Raw genomic sequence first — 15,633 nt, forward strand, 5'->3', positions numbered from 1 at the left:
CCCCTCCAGGAGAGAGCCGATGCGCCGCACTCCCGCCACCGCGGCCGGCCGCCTGCTCGTCCTCCTGCTGACCCTCCTGGTCAGCGGGTGCGGACAGGCCCCCGTCCGCGTCACCCCGAACGACTTCGCCCTCGACGGGCCGCCGCGCGGGCACCTCACCGTCCTGGAGAAGTGGGCCGATCCGGAGTACGCCCCGTACTTCGAGGCGGCGGCCCGTGCGTACGAGCGCCGGAACCCGGGCGTGAGCATCGACCTCCAGGCCGTCGGCGACCAGCCGTACAAGGACCGCATCGCGGTATTGGCCGCGTCCCGGCAGATGCCCGACATCTACTTCGCCTGGCCCGGCCGGTACGCGCGGAAGTTCGCCGACGGCCGGCTCGCCGCCGACCTGTCGGAACCCCTCGACGGCACCGCGTGGGGCCGGTCGTTCGAGGCGGACGCGCTGAACGCGTTCACCTTCGGCGGGCGCCGGTACGGGGTGCCGCTGGACATGGACGCCAAGGTCTTCGCGTACAGCAAGGAGATCTTCGCGCAGGCCGGCGTCACTCGGGAGCCGCGGACCTTTCCCGAACTGCTGACGGCCTGCGACCGCATCGCCGCGGCGGGCCGCACGCCGCTCGCCTTCGGCAACCAGTACGGCTGGCCCGCCGGCCACCTGCTCACCCAGTTCAACGCGATGGAGGTACCGCCCGCCGTCCTGGCCAGGGACTACGACGGCGAGGGGGGTACGGAGGCTTTCAGCCACCCCGGCTACGAGCGCGCCTTCGACGACCTCGCCCAGCTCAGGAAACACTGCATGGGACCGTCCGGTACGAGCATGAGCCACGAGTCCGCGCAGACCCGGCTGCTGTACGGGCGGGCCCTCCAACTCCAGCCAGACACTGGGCACCTGGCTGTACGCCAGTGCCTTCACCGGGGACGACATGGGGTACGCCGCGGCCGTCGGCACCGTCATGTTCGCCATCACCTTCGTGGCCGGTGCCGTCCAGCTCCTCCACTCGCGCCGGAAGGCGGTAGCGGCATGACCCTGACCCTGCACAGGCCGGCACCGGCGGACGTCCCGCCGGCCTCGCCCGGTGGACGCCGCGACCGGCCCGCCCGTTCCGGTTCGGTCGTGCTGCGGGTCCTCACGTACTGCGGACTCGCCGCGCTCGCCGTCGCGGTCGTCTACCCGCTGTGCTGGATGGCCCTGTCCGGCCTCAAGACGAACGGGGAGATCTTCTCCGACCCGTGGGGGCTGCCCGCGCACCCCGACTGGGGGACGTACGCCGACGCGTGGCACCAGGGGGTGCTGGGCTATCTGCTCAACAGCGTGCTGGTCACCGCCGCCAGCGTCCTGGCCGTCGTCCTGATCAGCGCCTGGGCGGCGTACGGCCTGACCCGGCTCGCCATGCCGTTCTCCCAGCCCGCGCTGCTGCTCGTCCTCGGTGCCATGATGCTTTCGCCGACCGTGGCGCTGGTCCCGCTGACGCAACTCCTCCAGGCACTGCACATCTACGACACCTACTGGGCGCTGATCGTCCTCTACACCGCGTTCAAGGTGCCCTTCACCACCTTCCTGATCCGCGCCTACCTGCTGGGCCAGCCGGTGGAGGTGGAGGAAGCGGCGCTGATCGACGGGGCGGGCCGCCGGCAGATCTTCTGGCGGGTCGTCGTCCCGATGGCCCGGCCGATCCTGGTCTCCGCGGCGCTCCTCCAGGCGCTCTTCTCCTGGAACGAGTACGCCTTCGCGCTCGTCTTCATCACCGACGGCCACCTGAAGACGCTGCCCGTGGGGCTCGCCGACATGGCCGGGCGCCTCAACTCCGACTGGCCGGTGCTCTTCGCGGGCCTGACCATCGCCGCGCTGCCGATGATCGTGATCTTCCTGGTCGCCCAGCGGCACTTCGTGCGCGGGCTGTCCGAGGGGATCGGGAAGTGAGCGGGGGAGCGGCCGGGCGCCGGCGCCGGTGATCGTGCGGCGGAGGCGGTGGCGTTGCAGGATGGCTGCATGCTGCTGGCTCGTCTCGCCCATGTGTCCGGGGAGGTCGCCGCCACCTCGGCGCGTTCCCAGAAGATCAAACTGCTGGCCGAACTGTTCCGCCAGGCCGAGCCCGACGACGCGCCGGTGGCCATCGCCTACCTGGCCGGGCGGCTGCCGCAGGGCCGGATCGGGGTCGGCTGGAGCGTCCTGCGGGACCCGGTGCCCGCCGCGGACACCGCCACGCTGACCGTGCTCGGCACCGACGCGGCACTGACCGCGCTGGCCGCCGTCGCGGGGCCCGGTTCCCAGGCCGAGCGGCGGCGTCTCGTACAGGAGCTGCTGGAGGCGGCGACCGCGGAGGAGCAACGTTTCCTCATCGGGCTGCTGACCGGTGAGGTACGGCAGGGCGCGCTGGACGCCGTCGCCGCCGAGGCGATCGCTGCGGCGGCCGAGGTGCCCGTCGCGGACGTACGGCGGGCCGTGATGCTGGCCGGCTCCCTGGAGGAGGTCGCCCGCGGCCTGCTCGCCGAGGGGCCCTCGGCGCTGGCCGAGTTCCGGCTGACCGTGGGCCGCCCTGTCGGGCCGATGCTGGCGCACGGCGCGAAGTCCCTGGCCGAGGCGGTCGACAAGGCCGGACGGTGCGCCGTCGAGGAGAAACTGGACGGCATCCGGGTGCAGGTGCACCGCGACGGCACGGACGTACGGATCTACACCCGCACCCTCGACGACGTCACCGACCGGCTGCCCGAGATCACCGAAGCCGCGCTCGCCCTGGACGCGCCCTGCTTCGTCCTGGACGGCGAGGTGATCGCGCTCGGCGACGACGGCCGCCCGCTGCCGTTCCAGCAGATCGCGGGCCGCTTCGGCTCGCGGGTGGACGTGGCCGCCGCACGGGCCGCGCTGCCGCTGTCCCCGGTCTTCTTCGACGTCCTCGCCGTGGACGGCCACGACCTCCTGGACCTGCCCGGCGACCGGCGGCACGCGGAACTGGTCCGGCTGGTCCCCGAGGAGCGCCGGGTGCGCCGGACGGTGATCGAGGACCCGGCCGACACCGCGGCGCGCCGGGCCGCCGAGGAATTCTGGGCCGAGACGCTGCGCCGCGGCCACGAAGGAGTCATGGTCAAGGCGCTGGACGCGCCGTACAGCGCGGGCCGTCGGGGCGCCGCCTGGCTGAAGGTCAAGCCGGTGCACACGCTCGACCTGGTGGTGCTGGCCGCCGAATGGGGGCACGGCCGCCGTACCGGCAAGCTCTCCAACCTCCACCTCGGCGCGCGCGGCCCGGACGGCACGTTCGTCATGCTCGGCAAGACCTTCAAGGGCCTCACCGACGTCATGCTGGCCTGGCAGACGGAACGTCTGCGCGAGCTGGCGGTGGACGAGAGCGGGTACGTCGTGACGGTCCGCCCCGAACTGGTCGTCGAGATCGCGTACGACGGGCTGCAGACCTCGACCCGCTACCCGGCGGGCGTGACCCTGCGCTTTGCCCGGGTGCTGCGCTATCGCGAAGACAAGACGGCCGACGAGGCGGACACGGTGGAGACGGTCCTGGCCGCGCACGAGCGGCCGGGGCCGGACGCGGCCGACGGGCCGGGCGGGCCCGACGGCCGCGAAGCCTCCGCGGAGCCGGGGCGCGACGGCTGATCCACACGTCCCGGGGCCCGTCCGGGCCCGCACGCGCCCCGGATGCCCGCACCGCCCGCTTGCTCTGGCACTATGACAGGACAGGGCCTCGACTGCTGGTCAGGGCCCCGCATGGAGGCAGCGCCTTCATGAAATCGATTTCCCGATCCGTGTCGAAGGGGAGGTGTCCGGTGGCACCAGCCGCGGTCGGCCTCGCCCGCCCGGTCGGCGCGCCGTCGTCCGTCCGTGCTCTCCGGTAACAGCCCTTCTGCTGTGCACCCCAAGATCCACTTCAACACCTTCAGCTGAGCAAAGGGGCTCTTCCGTTGGCCAGAAAGATCATTCTCGACTGCGACCCCGGGCACGACGACGCCATCGCCATGCTCCTGGCGTACGGCAATCCCGACATCGACCTGGTCGCCGTGACCACCGTGGTCGGCAACCAGACCCTGGAGAAGGTCACCCGCAACGCGCTGTCCGTGGCCCGCATCGCCGGTATCACCGGCGTGCCCTTCGCGGCCGGCAGCCCGCGGCCCCTCGTCCGGACCATCGAGAACGCGCCCGAGATCCACGGCGACACCGGACTGGACGGCCCGGACCTGCCCGAGCCGAACATCGAGCTCGACCGCCGGCACGCCGTCGACCTCATCATCGACACGGTCATGTCGCACGAACCGGGCGAAATCACTATCGTCCCGACCGCCGGACTGACCAACATCGCGCTCGCCGTGCGCAAGGAGCCCCGGATCGCCGAGCGCGTCCGCGAGGTCGTCCTGATGGGCGGCGGCTTCCACGAGGGCAACTGGAGCGCGGTCGCCGAGTTCAACATCGTCATCGACCCGCACGCCGCGCACATCGTCTTCAACGAGCGCTGGCCGGTGACCATGGTCGGCCTGGACCTCACCCACCAGGCGCTGGCGACCCCCGAGGTCACCAAGAAGATCGCCGACGTCGGCACCAAGCCCGCCCGGTTCGTCCTGGAACTGCTGGACTTCTTCCGCGACGCCTACCGGGAGAACCAGGGCTTCGAGTACCCGCCGGTGCACGACCCGTGCGCGGTGGCCTACGTCATCGACCCGGACGTGATGACCGTACGCAAGGCCCCGGTGGACATCGAGCTGACCGGCGGCCTCACCATGGGCATGACCGTCACCGACTTCCGCTGGCCCATCCCCGAGGACTGCCGTACCCAGGTCGCGGTCGAGCTCGACCACGAGCGGTTCTGGAACCTGGTGGTGGACGCCCTCCAGCGCATCGGCGACGTCGAGGCATGAGCGCGCCGCACCTCGCCCGGCCCGCCGCATCGACGGGCCCGGGGCGTTCCGTACGGGTCGGCGTGCTGGTCACGGCGCTGCTGACGGCCTGTGTCGCCTTCCAGCTCAACGCCAGCATGCTCAGCCCCGCGCTGAAGAGCATCGAGGACAGCCTCGGCGCCACCTCGGCCGAGATCGGGCTCACCCAGACCGCGTTCTTCACCTCCGCGGCGCTGTTCTCGCTGTTCCTGCCGCGGCTCGGTGACATCGTCGGCCGCCGCAAGGTGCTCGCCGGGATGATGGCCCTGATGGTCGTCGGCTGCATCGTGGCGGCGCTGGCGCAGAGCGTGCCGATGCTGTTCGTCGGCCGCGTCATCCAGGGCGTGTCCGGGCCGACCGTCCCGCTGTGTCTGATCATGCTGCGGGTCGAGGTCACCGAGCCCAAGCGGTACGGCACGCTGCTCGGCGTGATCACCGCGGTCAACGGCGGCATCGCCGGCATCGACTCGCTCGCCGGCGGCTACCTCGCGGACCGGCACGGCTTCGCCGCGGTCTTCTGGGCCATGGCCGTCGTCGCCGCGATCGCCGCCGCCCTGGTCGCCGTCATGGCGCCGGAGTCGAAGGTCCCCGACAGCCACCGGATGGACTGGCCGGGCGTCCTGCTGCTCGTCGTGTCGGTCGGTTCGCTGCTCGTCGCGCTCAACGAGGCGGGCAAGCTGGCCGCCGCGAACTGGCCGCTGATCGCGGTCCTGGTGGTCGTGGCGGCGGTCGCGTTCTGGCTGTTCTGGCGCACCGAGGACCGTTCCGGGCACCCCCTGGTCGCCACCCGGCACCTGCGGCAGCGCTCGACCTGGGCGACGCTGCTGACCACGATGCTGACGATGACGGGCGTCTTCGCCGTCATGAACGGGCTCATCCCCGCCTTCGCGCAGGACGCGCAGGCCGGACTCGGCATGTCGGCCGAGCAGTCCGCCTGGTGGACGCTCACGCCGTACGCCATCGCGGGACTCGCCATGGGCCCGATCGCCGGCCGGCTCGCCGCGACGTTCGGGTACGGGCGCATCCTGCGACTGGGCCTCGTCGGCGCGGCGGCGACCGTCGTCCTGATGATCGTCACGCTCTCCGCCCACTCCAAGGGGCTGCTGCTGGCCGCCTCCATCCTGGTGGGCATCACCTACGCGGGTGTGGCGAACATCGTGCTCAACGGGCTCGGCATCGTGCTGTCGCCCAAGGAGAACCCGGGCTTCCTGCCGGGCCTGAACGCCGGTGCCTTCAACCTCGGCTCCGGCCTCAGCTTCGCGGCCCTGTACGCGGTCAAGACCGCCGTACCGGCCGACGACCCGTCGTCCGCCTCCGGCTACACGGCCGGAATGATCGCGGGAGTCGTCATCATGGCCGTCGCCCTCGTGGCGTCGTTCCTGATCCCGAAGCCGGTGGAAGCCGAAGCACATGAGTGACCGCCGCTGAGCGGCACCGCACGGCCCGGCCTCTCCTCGCCCGAAAACGCGAGGAGGGGCCGGGCCGTCGTATGTGACCAGGGACATGCGCGCGATGTGGAGGGCGGCTCGGTGCTCCTACGGTGAGCCGAGGTCCGAGCGCATGGCTTGCCGAAGGGCCTCCAGCGCCTCGCGGAGTGCCGCTTGAGTCGCCGACCACTCCGGATCTGTGCTCACGTCAGGCTCGTCGAAGCGTTCCCGCAGGCGCAGCAGCCGCCGGAAGGCGTGCACGGCTGCGGCATCGAGAGAATCGGGTGCCATGATGCGCATCTGATAGAGAAGCTGGAAGGCGTCGGCGGCCCCGAGGATTTCCCCGGACCGCTCGCGGCGCTCCTCCCTGGTGAGCTCCGCGCTGCGCCGCAGATCCCGGAGCCGGTGCCTCGTGAGCCAGAGTGCCGCGAGGTATTCGCTGTACAGCCGTTGCTTCGCGGCCCGCTCGCGGGAGGCATGCTCCCGATGCCATCGCGACCGTTCGCCGAGAAGGGTCGTACTGACGCCGAGAAGGGCGCCGAGCGCGGTGCCCGCGAGAGTCCCCCAGTCCACGGGGCACATCGTAGGGACGCCGTGCCTCCGGGCCCAGAGCGCGGTGTCCCTGACGCGGCCCCCTGCGCACCGTTCTACGGACTTCAGGCGCGCTGACCTGGGAGAGCGGTGGCGATCCGCCCGAGCAGGGCGGCCAGTTCGGCGGGCGCCGCCAGGAAGGGGGAGTGGCCGGTGCCGAGCCGTTCGACGCGGGTGGCGTTCGCGGCCATCTTCGTCTGCATCGCGGGCTGGAGCGCCTGGTCGCCTTCGCAGATCACGTACGTGGAAGGCACGGTGCGCCACGCCGCACGGGTCACCGGCTCCTGGAAGGACCGCCGGCTCTGCTCGACAAGTTGGCCCACGGCCCGCTCGGCGACGTCGTCCGGCACGTCCCCGTACAGCGACGCACGCGGGTCCTCGAAGATGGACGGCTGGACGCCATGGAGGTCCACGCCCTTGGACGCGTCGCGGCCGTGCAGGCTGCCGAGCGACTCGCCCTCCGACGGCATGTACGCCGTGAGGTAGACGAGGTGGGCGACGTGCGCATGGCCGACGGCGGCCTCGGTGACGGGGATGCCGCCGTAGGAGTGGCCGACGACGACCACCGGGCCCTCGATCTCGCGCAGCCGTGCCGCTATCGCTTCGGCGTCGTCGTACACACCGGCGGCGGGCGTGCCCTGCGGGCCGGAGCTGGGCAGGTCGACGGTGTGGGACGGCATGCCGTCGGTGGCGAGGGCGTCCTGCAAGGCGGACCAGCACGTGGGCCGGTGCCAGGCGCCGTGGACGAGCAGGAAGGACGGGCGGACTGCGGCGGTGGACATGACGGTGCGACTCCTGACGGTCGGTCGGGAAGGCTCCTCGACGGTTTCCGAAGCAGCATGCAACACGACGTACGGAGCCCTGCGCCAGCGCATTCGGCCTGCGCGGATCCGACATCGCGCAGGCTCTGGCAGCGTGTTCCGACCCCTTCGGAGCCGTCGGTTCAGCCGGCCGACGTCGCGTCCTCGACCACCATCGCGACGAAGTCCGTGGCGGCCCTGCGACGGGCGAACGGGTTGCGCAGCGGACGGGAGGGAGCGGCCGGGGGCGCGGTGACGGAGCCGTGCAGACGGAGGGCCTCCTCGATCACCGGGTGCCACTCGGGAGCGAACGTCTCCAGGGCGTAGCGGCCCGCGGCACTCTTCGAGACGATCTCCCCGGTGGCCGCCGTGTGGTGGAGACGGCTGACGCCGAGCACTCCCCAGGCCGTCGCCCAACCGCCCAGCGCGGCCAGACTCGCCAAGGACAGCGGTGCGCGGTGCGTGGTGTGCCAGCGCCGCCAGTAGCCGTCGAGGTTCCCCAGGATCCAGTCGTGCAGGGCGGCCCGGTCCACGCCGACCTCGAAGCCGCCGGGCACCGGACCGCGTGCCGGTACGGCGTGCGCCTGTTCGAGCGCCGTGACGTCCGTCGCCGAGAGGCGCTGTGCGGTGACGGCCACGAAGTCGACGTCGCTGCGCCCCGGCCGGAAATCGCCCAGGGCGAGCGACCCGGTCAGATACAGCCCTTCGACGAGGCCGGGACGCGACCGGTCCACGCTAGCCAGGAAGGCACGCACCACGGCTTCCACCGAAGGATGCGCCACACGTCTCCGCGCGCTGCCCGATTCACCGTGCATGGTCCTGTGTCCTCCCGTCCGCGGGCCGCGGCGGTGGTTCCGGTCGAGTGCCCCGTGTCCCGTGTCACGCGTGGGGCGGGCGAACGGTTCCGGTGCGGAATCCGTACGCCCGCCCGCCGGACGGCCGCGGTCAGCGGTAGCAGTACGAGTCGGACGACGCGTCACCGCCCTGCAAGCGCGTCTGGTGGACGCGCAGCCCCCGGAAGTCCTCGCCGTGCGGGAAGAAGCGGAGGTCGGGGGTGAGGCCGCCGTGCTCCGGGTCGGCGTCGAGCTTGGCGAGCCAGGGGTGGATGCCGTCGGGGTAGAACTGGTCGTCCCACGACCCGTACAGGCTGTTGGTGAGGTAGACGCGGCGTCCGTCGCGGCTGAGTTCGACCATCTGCGGGTCGCCGGTCAGCGGCAGGCCCGGCGCGGCCGGGTGCGGCTGCCGGGCGGTGATGCCGCCGAGCCGTACGGACGCGGTCTTGCGGGGGTGGGCGGGGTCGCGCACGTCGTACTGGTGGAGTTCGCCGGTGCCCCACGCCGACACGTACAGCCAGCGGTCGTCCACCGACAGGTTGATGTCGGTGACCAGCGGCGGCACCGCGCCGAACGGCTTGAGGGCCGGCGGCAACTCCTCCTCCTTGGCGGGCTCCGCCGGGATCGTGATGACCTTGTGCGCCGTGAACCGGCCGTCGTCCTCGCGCTGCCACCTCCACACGGACGCCGACAGGTCCGCCACGCTCACCACGACGCCCGCGAAGCCCCACGTCGCCGCCGGGTCGTGCGCGGGCCGCAGTTCCAGCACCATCTGGTGTTCGTCGCCCAGGTCGAGGCGTTGCAGGTGGCGGCCGGAGTCCAGCTCCCAGAAGTGCAGCGCGTGGCCGTACGCGCGGCCGAGCAGCAGCTCGGGGTCGACGCCGTTCTCGACCATCGACGGGGTGCCCCACTCGCTGGTCACCGCGATGTTGTGCTGGAGGTGCCACCACACGTCGTAGGCCAGGCGCTGCGGGCCGCGGTCCGTCTCCCAGGCGCGCAGCACCTCGAAGGTCTCGTGGTCGAGCAGCGCGACGCCGCCGGGACCGTCGTTGCCGTGCGCGCCGCCGAGGCAGGAGAGCAGGACGCCGCCGGGCCCGCAGTGGAGGGTGTGCGGCCGGGAGTAGCCCGCCGCGTCGGCCAGTTCGGCGGCTTCGATCACCTTCACGAGGCGGGGGCGGGCAGGGTCCGGGCGGGTGTCGAACACGTGCAGCCGGGAGGAGCGGAGGCCCGGCACCAGTAAGTAACGCCGTTCGGGCTGGTGATGTCCCTCGTGGGCGAGGGCGCTGGAGCACGCGTTCCAGCCGAAGTGGTGGAGTTCGTCGCCGAGTCCGGGTACGTCGGCGAGGTGCAGCACCCGTCCGTACGAACTCGACGCGGGGTCGGTGTCCACGACGATCAGGGCGTCCGGGCGCCGGGCGGAGCGGTCGAAGCCGACGAGGTAGGCGAGCTTCTCCGGGGGAGCGGCGACGGCCTCGGAGGGCGTGCGGTAGAGGGTGGGGTCGGGGTGGCCCGAGGGGTGCGCCTCGGCGGTGTGACGCGGGTGGTCGGTACCGTCGGGGTGGGTGCTGGGGGAGGTTCGACCGGCGTGATCGGAAGTGGTCATCTTGTGGCTCTCCTCGGCTCCGTGGCCGGTTTCGCGGCCCTGCCTGCCGACCGGGCCGCACACCGCGCCGGACTGTCCGTAACAGGCGGCCGTATCGGCATGGGAACGATGCGGCGCCGGCGGGAGGGCACGCCCGGACCCGGCTCCGCGATGGCAGCGAGCCTTGCACAGGCCCTGCGCGCCGCCAAGGGCACACCGGCCCCGGACGGCCGGGCGGTGGCCGGAAGTCGCCGACCGGATGTCCGATTGTCGGACCCGTACGCGATGATCGCGGGTACGGACCGGCCGGATCCGACCGGCCGGACCGCGCAGTGAACGGGCCGCCGAAATCCGGCGGTTGCCGTACGGGCAACGAGATACGGGGTCATTGATGCGACGTTTGGGCACTGTGCTGACGGCGGTCGTGCTGGCGGGCGCGGCGGTGTCGGCGACGGCGGTGTCGGCGACGGCCGCTCCGGCGTCGGGGGCCGCACCGGCCGCCGCGCCGACGGCGGCGTGCGACACCGGCGGCTGGGGGAGCGCCCTGAAGTCCGCCGACGCGCGCGACCACCAGCCGCTGAAGCAGATCAGGGCCGGCCGGCACGCCTGCTACGACCGGCTGGTCTTCGAGGTGCCGACCGCGGGCGGCAAGCCGGTCGGCTACCGGATCGGCTATGTGAAGGAGCTGCACCAGGACGGTTCCGGCGATCTGATCAAGGTCGGCGGCGGGGCCATCCTGGAGATCCGGGTGGCGGCCCCGAGCTACGACCCGGAAACGGGCAAGCCGACGTACCCGGGCAAGGCCGGCCAGCCGCTCCCGGGGGTGGACGTCAAGGGTTACCGCACCTTCAAGGACACCCGGTTCGGGGCCAGCTTCGAGGGCGACACACAGATAGGCCTGGGAGTCGCCAAGCGGCTCCCGTTCCGTGTCATCCAGCAGAAGAACCAGCTCATCGTGGATGTCGCCCACTCCTGAGCGGTGACCGACGCGCGGTACGGGCCCGCCGCCCCCGGTTCCGGGACGGCGGGCTCCTTCGGTCCGCGGGAGGCGGGCGCGGGCCGCCGCCTCCTCGCGGGTCGGGTGTCATCCGTCCGTGGATGCGGCTGCCGGCCTGGAACGGGCTTGCGTAACCACTGCACCTGAAGCACTATAGGTGAAGTGGTTGCGCGCGCCGGGGGAGCCTGCCCGCGCCGCCACCACCCCACCCTGGCCGCGATGCGCCCGCCGCATCGCCAGCGGAAACGAGGACCCCTTTGCGCAAGCTCACTTACTTCGTGGCCTGCTCGATCGACGGCTTCATCGGCGACCCGAACGGTGACGCGTCGTCGATGATGCAGTACGTGAACGAGGAGTTCCTGGAGTTCCTCAAGACGGAGTACCCGGAGACCGTCTCCGCCGAGGGCCGCGCCGTCCTGAACTTCCACGACGCCGAGAACCAGCAGTTCGACACGGTGATCCAGGGGCGCGGCAGCTACCAGGTGGGCCTGGACGCCGGCACCACCAGCCCGTACGGCCACCTCCGCGAGTACGTGGCCTCCCGCAGCCTCGGCACGTCGCCCGACCCGAACGTGCACCTGATCACCGACGACCTCGTCGGCGCCGTCCGCGCCCTCAAGGCCGAGGACGGCGACCTGGGCATCTGGCTCTGCGGCGGCTCGCAGCTCGCGGGCGAGCTGCTCGACGAGGTCGACGAACTGGTGATCAAGACCTACCCGCAGGTGTACGGCAAGGGAATGCCCATGTTCGGCACGGACTTCGCGGTCACCGACTTCACCCTGGACTCCGTCCGCACCTTCGACAACGGCGTCCTCGTACGGAAGTACAGCCGCAGGCGCTGAGCCGCCGCACCCGTCGCGTTCTCAGGACGGGCACACCGGGCCGGTCTCCAGGCCCGCCAGGTAGGCCGTCCGCTCCTCCACCGTGAGGTCGGGGCCGACGGCCGCGCAGATCTTGCGCAGCGCGGCAGCCGGGCCGGGCAGGTGGACGTCCCACAGGCGCACCGCGTTGCCCGCGACGCCGGCCAGGGTGTGACCGTCCGGGCCGAACGCCAGCGCGGCGGACTGTCCGTACATGCCCTCGAAGCCGGTGAGGACGGCGCGTGTGCGGCCGGTCGCGATGTCCCACAGCCGCACCGTGCCGTCATGGCTGCCGGTGGCCAGGGTGCGCCCGCCCGGTCCGAACGCCGCCGCGTACACCTGCCCCTTGTGCCCGGCCAGCGTGGCCCGGGCCCGGCCGGTGGCCGGGTCCCGGAGCCGTACCGTGCCGCTCTCGTCCGAGGTGACCAGCGTGCGCCCGTCCGGACCGAAGGCCAGCAGTGAGCTGTTCTCGCCGAGGACGACGGACCGGAGGCGGCCGGTGACGGTGTCCCACAGCCGCAGCGAGCCGCTGTTACCGGCGGCGGTGGCCAGGGTGCGCCCGTCCGGACCGAACACCGCCGAACCCACCCGGTCGTCGAGGCTGGTGCGGGTGACGCGGGTGTGTCCGGTCCGGTGGTTCCACAGCCGCACCGACAGGCCCGGCGGGCGACCAGGGTGTGCGTGTCCGGGCTGAGTGCCAGGGCGTCGGAGTACGCGTGCTCCGGGGCGGTCCGGGTGCTGCGGACGTGCCCGGACCCGGTGTCCCACACCCGTACCGTGAGGTCGTCGTCGACCGTGGTCAGGGTGCGCCCGTCCCGGCCGAAGACCAGCAGGTCCTGGCTGGTGCGGCCGGTGAGGACGGTGCGCAGGCGGCGGGCCGGGACGTCCCACAGCCGTACGGTGCCGTCGGCACTGCCGGTGGCGAGGGTGCGCCCGTCCGGGCTGAACACCACCGCGTTCACGAGATCCCGGTGACCGGTGAGCGTGGCGCCGGTCCCGGTGTCCCACAGCCGTGCCGTACCGTCCCCGCCGGTCACCAGCGTGCGCCCGTCCGGGCTGAACGCCACCGAGCCGACACTGCCCTCGTGGCCGGTGAGCGTCGCACGGACCTCGCCGGTGGCGGTGTCCCACACCCGCACCGCGCCCCAGCCACCGGCGGCCACGGCGCGGCCGTCCGGGCTGAAGGCCAGGGCGAGCACCGCGCCGGTGTCGAAGCGGCCGGTGGCGGTGCCGCGCAAACGGCCGGTGGCCGGGTCCCACAGGCGTACGCCGCCGTCGGCGCCGCCGGTGGCCAGGGTGCGCCCGTCGCGGCTGAAGGCCAGCGACGCCATTTCCTCCCCGTGATGGGCGAGGGCGGTTCCGGCGCGGGCGGTCGTCGTGTCCCACAGCCGTACCGAGTTGTCGAGTGCGCTGGTGACCAGGGTCTTGCCGTCCGGGCTGAACGCCTTCGCCGCATGGCTGCCGGGGAGGGTGGCGCGGACGCGGCCGGTGGCGATGTCGTACAGCCGCACCGTGTCCTGGGCGTCGGCCGAGGCCACGGTGCGCCCGTCCGGGCTCAGGACCGGCGCGCCCTGGTCCTGGTGGCGGACAGGGGTGGGCCGTACCTGGCCGGTCCGGGTGTCACCCAGCCACACCGTGCCCTCGTCGGTGGCGATGAGGAGGGTACGTCCGTCCGGGCGGAACACTAGCGAGGCGACCTTCCCCCGGTGGCCGGTGAGCGTTGTGCGCGGGCGGACGGTGGCCGGGTCCCACACCCGTACCGTGCCGTCCTCGCTGCCCGTGGCCAGGGCGTGTCCGTCCGGACGGAACGCCACGGCGACCCCCGTGTCGTCGTCCCCCGGCTCGCCGCGGGTGGCGGTGAGTCGGTGCCGGAGCGGGAGGTCCGCCGCCTTGTAGAGGCTGTTCGTGGCTTCGGCGGTGGGGTGGGTGCGGTACGCCTGGACGGCGAGGAGGGCGGCCAGGTCGGGGTGGGAGTCGAGGAGGGTGTCGGACTGGGTGGCGAGTTGACGGGACTGGGCCTGTTGCCGGGCGGTCTCCGCTTCGTCGCGCTGCCGGTACGCGGTGACGGCGGCGATGAGCGTGAGGACGAGGAGGAGGGCGAGGGCCGTGGTGACCGAGCGGGCGCGGCGGGCGCGGCGCCGGCCGGCGAGGTCGGCCTGGTGGAGGAACTCGCGTTCCACGGAGTTGAGGGTGTGGCCGTGTTCCTCGGCCCAGGTACGGGCGGCATCGAGCTGGCTGCCCCGGTACAGCGCGGCGCGGTCCCGGTGCAGTTCCTGCCAGGTCCGTGCGGCGGCGGTGAGCCGGTGGTGGGTGCGTAGCGCGTCGCGGTCGTCGTCGAGCCAGTGGCGCAGCCGTGGCCAGGCACGGATGACCGCTTCGTGGGCGACCTCGACCGTACCGTCGGTGAGGACGAGGAGACGGGCGGCGGCCAGGCGGTGCAGCAGCGTGGCCACCGCATCGTCGTCCGCGCCGGCCGGCGGTGCGCCGGCCCCGCCGCTGCCGGTCAGGCCGACGAGTTCGGTACGGGGTACGGGGCGGCGGGTGTCCTCGAAGCCGTCGCCCAGCGCGGTCAGGCGTAGGAAGATCGCGTGCATCAGGGCCTGCCGGGCGGGCGGCTCGGCCGCGTACACCGCTTCGGCGGTCTGGGCGACGGCGCCGTGGATGCCGCCCGACGCCTCGTAGCCGTCCAGGGTGAGGGTCCGGCCGCGACGGCGGCGCCAGGTCTCCAGCAGGGTGTGCGACAGGAGCGGCAGACCGCCCGGCTCCTCGCCGGCCTCCTCGATGAGGCGGTCGGTCAGTGTCCGTTCCACGATCAGCCCCGCGGACGCCGCGGGCTTGACGATGACCGCGCGCAGCTCGTCCGGTCTCATCGGGCCGACGGGCAGACTCGCCTCCCGGACGACTGCGGCCAGGCCCTCGTGCTGCAGGCAGTGCGCGTAGAAATCCGCCCGTACGCCGGCCACCACCCGCAGCCGGCTGCCGGGGGCCCGGGCCAACAGCAGCAGGCTGATGAACTCCCGCCGCTCCGCCAGGTCCTGGCAGAGGGTGAAGACCTCTTCGAACTGGTCCACCACCAGCCAGGTGTCGCCCGGCCCGTCCGCCGGGGTGAACCGCTCGCGGTGCTCGTGCACGGGCCGCGGGCCCGGGGTGAGGATGCGGATCGCCGCCGGGCGACGAGCCGGGTCCTCGGTCTGCTGCAAGCGGGGGATGAGCCCGGCGCGCAGGAGGGAGGACTTCCCGCTGCCCGAGGGGCCGACCACCAGGACGCACCGGTGGTCGCGGGTCAGGGCGGCGAGGTCGTCCGTGAGGCGGGTGCGGCCGAAGAACCGGGCGTGGTCGCCGGGTTCGAACCGGCCCAGGCCGCGATAGGGCGGCTCCGCCGGCTCCTCGTCCGGGTCGCGGGGCTGTGCGGCCTCCTCGTCACGGACGGCGTGCCAGCGCCGTTCCCACTCCTGCGGGTCCCCGCCGCACGCCGTCACATAGGCCAGCGCCAGGGGCAGGGACGGCAGCGTCTCTCCCGCCGCGGCGCGGGCCAGCGCGGCGGTCGAGTACCCCGCCTTCCGGGCCATCTCCCGGTACGTGGGGCTGTCCGCCTCCACGCGCAGCTTGCGCAACTCGAAGGCGAACCGCTGTACCGGCCCCGCCCCAGGATCGATCGGTTTCTCACG

Annotated in this window: 12 protein-coding genes and 1 pseudogene; 7 read left to right on the forward strand and 6 right to left on the reverse strand. The window is 72.7% G+C overall.

What is annotated here, in order from left to right:
• Positions 1-19 precede the first annotated feature (19 nt).
• The 4 genes from EJG53_RS40840 to uriT all read left to right on the forward strand — a co-directional run bounded on the left by EJG53_RS40840 (position 20) and on the right by uriT (position 6,293).
• Complete coding sequence (locus EJG53_RS40840; protein ID WP_154806430.1) at positions 20-1,921, forward strand: extracellular solute-binding protein; 1,902 nt, start codon at positions 20-22, stop codon at positions 1,919-1,921.
• Positions 1,922-1,990: 69 nt separating this feature from the next.
• A complete protein-coding gene (locus EJG53_RS38125; protein WP_125048712.1) occupies positions 1,991-3,604 on the forward strand; it encodes an ATP-dependent DNA ligase in 1,614 nt (537 codons plus the stop codon).
• 305 nt (positions 3,605-3,909) lie between these two features.
• Positions 3,910-4,857 (forward strand): uridine-preferring nucleoside hydrolase UriH, encoded by a 948-nt coding sequence (gene uriH, locus EJG53_RS38130; protein ID WP_125048713.1) that lies wholly within the window; start codon positions 3,910-3,912, stop codon positions 4,855-4,857.
• The gene (gene uriT / locus EJG53_RS38135; RefSeq protein ID WP_125048714.1) at positions 4,854-6,293 is read left to right on the forward strand and encodes a uridine transporter UriT; all 1,440 of its coding nucleotides are present in this window, start codon (positions 4,854-4,856) and stop codon (positions 6,291-6,293) included. The genes uriH and uriT overlap by 4 nt, the downstream gene beginning before the upstream one ends.
• A gap of 117 nt (positions 6,294-6,410) precedes the next feature.
• On the opposite strand, the gene EJG53_RS38140 is transcribed toward uriT, so the two are convergent.
• The 4 genes from EJG53_RS38140 to EJG53_RS38155 all read right to left on the reverse strand — a co-directional run bounded on the left by EJG53_RS38140 (position 6,411) and on the right by EJG53_RS38155 (position 10,129).
• Positions 6,411-6,875, reverse strand: coding sequence for a hypothetical protein (locus EJG53_RS38140; protein ID WP_125048715.1), 465 nt, complete (start codon positions 6,873-6,875; stop codon positions 6,411-6,413).
• 83 nt (positions 6,876-6,958) lie between these two features.
• Entirely contained in the window at positions 6,959-7,675 is a 717-nt protein-coding gene (locus EJG53_RS38145; protein WP_125048716.1) for an alpha/beta hydrolase, read from the reverse strand.
• Positions 7,676-7,836: 161 nt separating this feature from the next.
• Positions 7,837-8,475, reverse strand: coding sequence for a nucleotidyltransferase domain-containing protein (locus EJG53_RS38150; protein ID WP_218041946.1), 639 nt, complete (start codon positions 8,473-8,475; stop codon positions 7,837-7,839).
• A 163-nt stretch (positions 8,476-8,638) separates the two neighbouring features.
• Positions 8,639-10,129 carry a selenium-binding protein SBP56-related protein gene (locus EJG53_RS38155; protein ID WP_125048718.1) on the reverse strand — a complete coding sequence of 497 codons (1,491 nt, stop codon included), beginning with the start codon at positions 10,127-10,129 and terminating at the stop codon, positions 8,639-8,641.
• 21 nt (positions 10,130-10,150) lie between these two features.
• Here EJG53_RS38155 and EJG53_RS38160 point away from each other — a divergent pair, with 21 nt between their 5' ends.
• From EJG53_RS38160 to EJG53_RS38170, 3 genes are all read left to right on the forward strand, one after another.
• Positions 10,151-10,444 carry a hypothetical protein gene (locus EJG53_RS38160; protein ID WP_125048719.1) on the forward strand — a complete coding sequence of 98 codons (294 nt, stop codon included), beginning with the start codon at positions 10,151-10,153 and terminating at the stop codon, positions 10,442-10,444.
• Positions 10,445-10,499: 55 nt separating this feature from the next.
• On the forward strand, positions 10,500-11,084 hold the full coding sequence (locus EJG53_RS38165) for an AMIN-like domain-containing (lipo)protein (protein ID WP_174856509.1): 585 nt from the start codon (positions 10,500-10,502) through the stop codon (positions 11,082-11,084).
• Positions 11,085-11,362: 278 nt separating this feature from the next.
• Positions 11,363-11,947 (forward strand): dihydrofolate reductase family protein, encoded by a 585-nt coding sequence (locus EJG53_RS38170; RefSeq protein ID WP_125048720.1) that lies wholly within the window; start codon positions 11,363-11,365, stop codon positions 11,945-11,947.
• Between the two features lie 21 nt (positions 11,948-11,968).
• Here EJG53_RS38170 and EJG53_RS43710 read toward each other — a convergent pair whose 3' ends face one another.
• Together EJG53_RS43710 and EJG53_RS38175 are read right to left on the reverse strand one after the other, a co-directional pair.
• Positions 11,969-12,973, reverse strand: coding sequence for a WD40 repeat domain-containing protein (locus EJG53_RS43710; protein WP_307721727.1), 1,005 nt, complete (start codon positions 12,971-12,973; stop codon positions 11,969-11,971).
• Positions 12,862-15,534: pseudogene (locus tag EJG53_RS38175) on the reverse strand (NACHT and WD repeat domain-containing protein); the annotation flags it as partial. The gene EJG53_RS43710 and the pseudogene EJG53_RS38175, both read right to left, overlap by 112 nt.
• Between the last annotated feature and the right edge of the window lie 99 nt (positions 15,535-15,633).

The sequence above is a fragment of the Streptomyces chrestomyceticus JCM 4735 genome (genome assembly GCF_003865135.1).
Taxonomy (GTDB): domain Bacteria; phylum Actinomycetota; class Actinomycetes; order Streptomycetales; family Streptomycetaceae; genus Streptomyces; species Streptomyces chrestomyceticus.

What these genes read in the sequence shown, in the direction of transcription:
- EJG53_RS40840 (WP_154806430.1), top strand. Translation starts at nt 20, where the DNA reads ATGCGCCGCACTCCCGCCACCGCGGCCGGCCGCCTGCTCGTCCTCCTG.
- EJG53_RS38125 (WP_125048712.1), top strand. Translation starts at nt 1,991, where the DNA reads ATGCTGCTGGCTCGTCTCGCCCATGTGTCCGGGGAGGTCGCCGCCACC.
- uriT (WP_125048714.1), top strand. Translation starts at nt 4,854, where the DNA reads ATGAGCGCGCCGCACCTCGCCCGGCCCGCCGCATCGACGGGCCCGGGG.
- EJG53_RS38145 (WP_125048716.1), bottom strand. Translation starts at nt 7,675, where the DNA reads ATGTCCACCGCCGCAGTCCGCCCGTCCTTCCTGCTCGTCCACGGCGCC.
- EJG53_RS38155 (WP_125048718.1), bottom strand. Translation starts at nt 10,129, where the DNA reads ATGACCACTTCCGATCACGCCGGTCGAACCTCCCCCAGCACCCACCCC.
- EJG53_RS38165 (WP_174856509.1), top strand. Translation starts at nt 10,500, where the DNA reads ATGCGACGTTTGGGCACTGTGCTGACGGCGGTCGTGCTGGCGGGCGCG.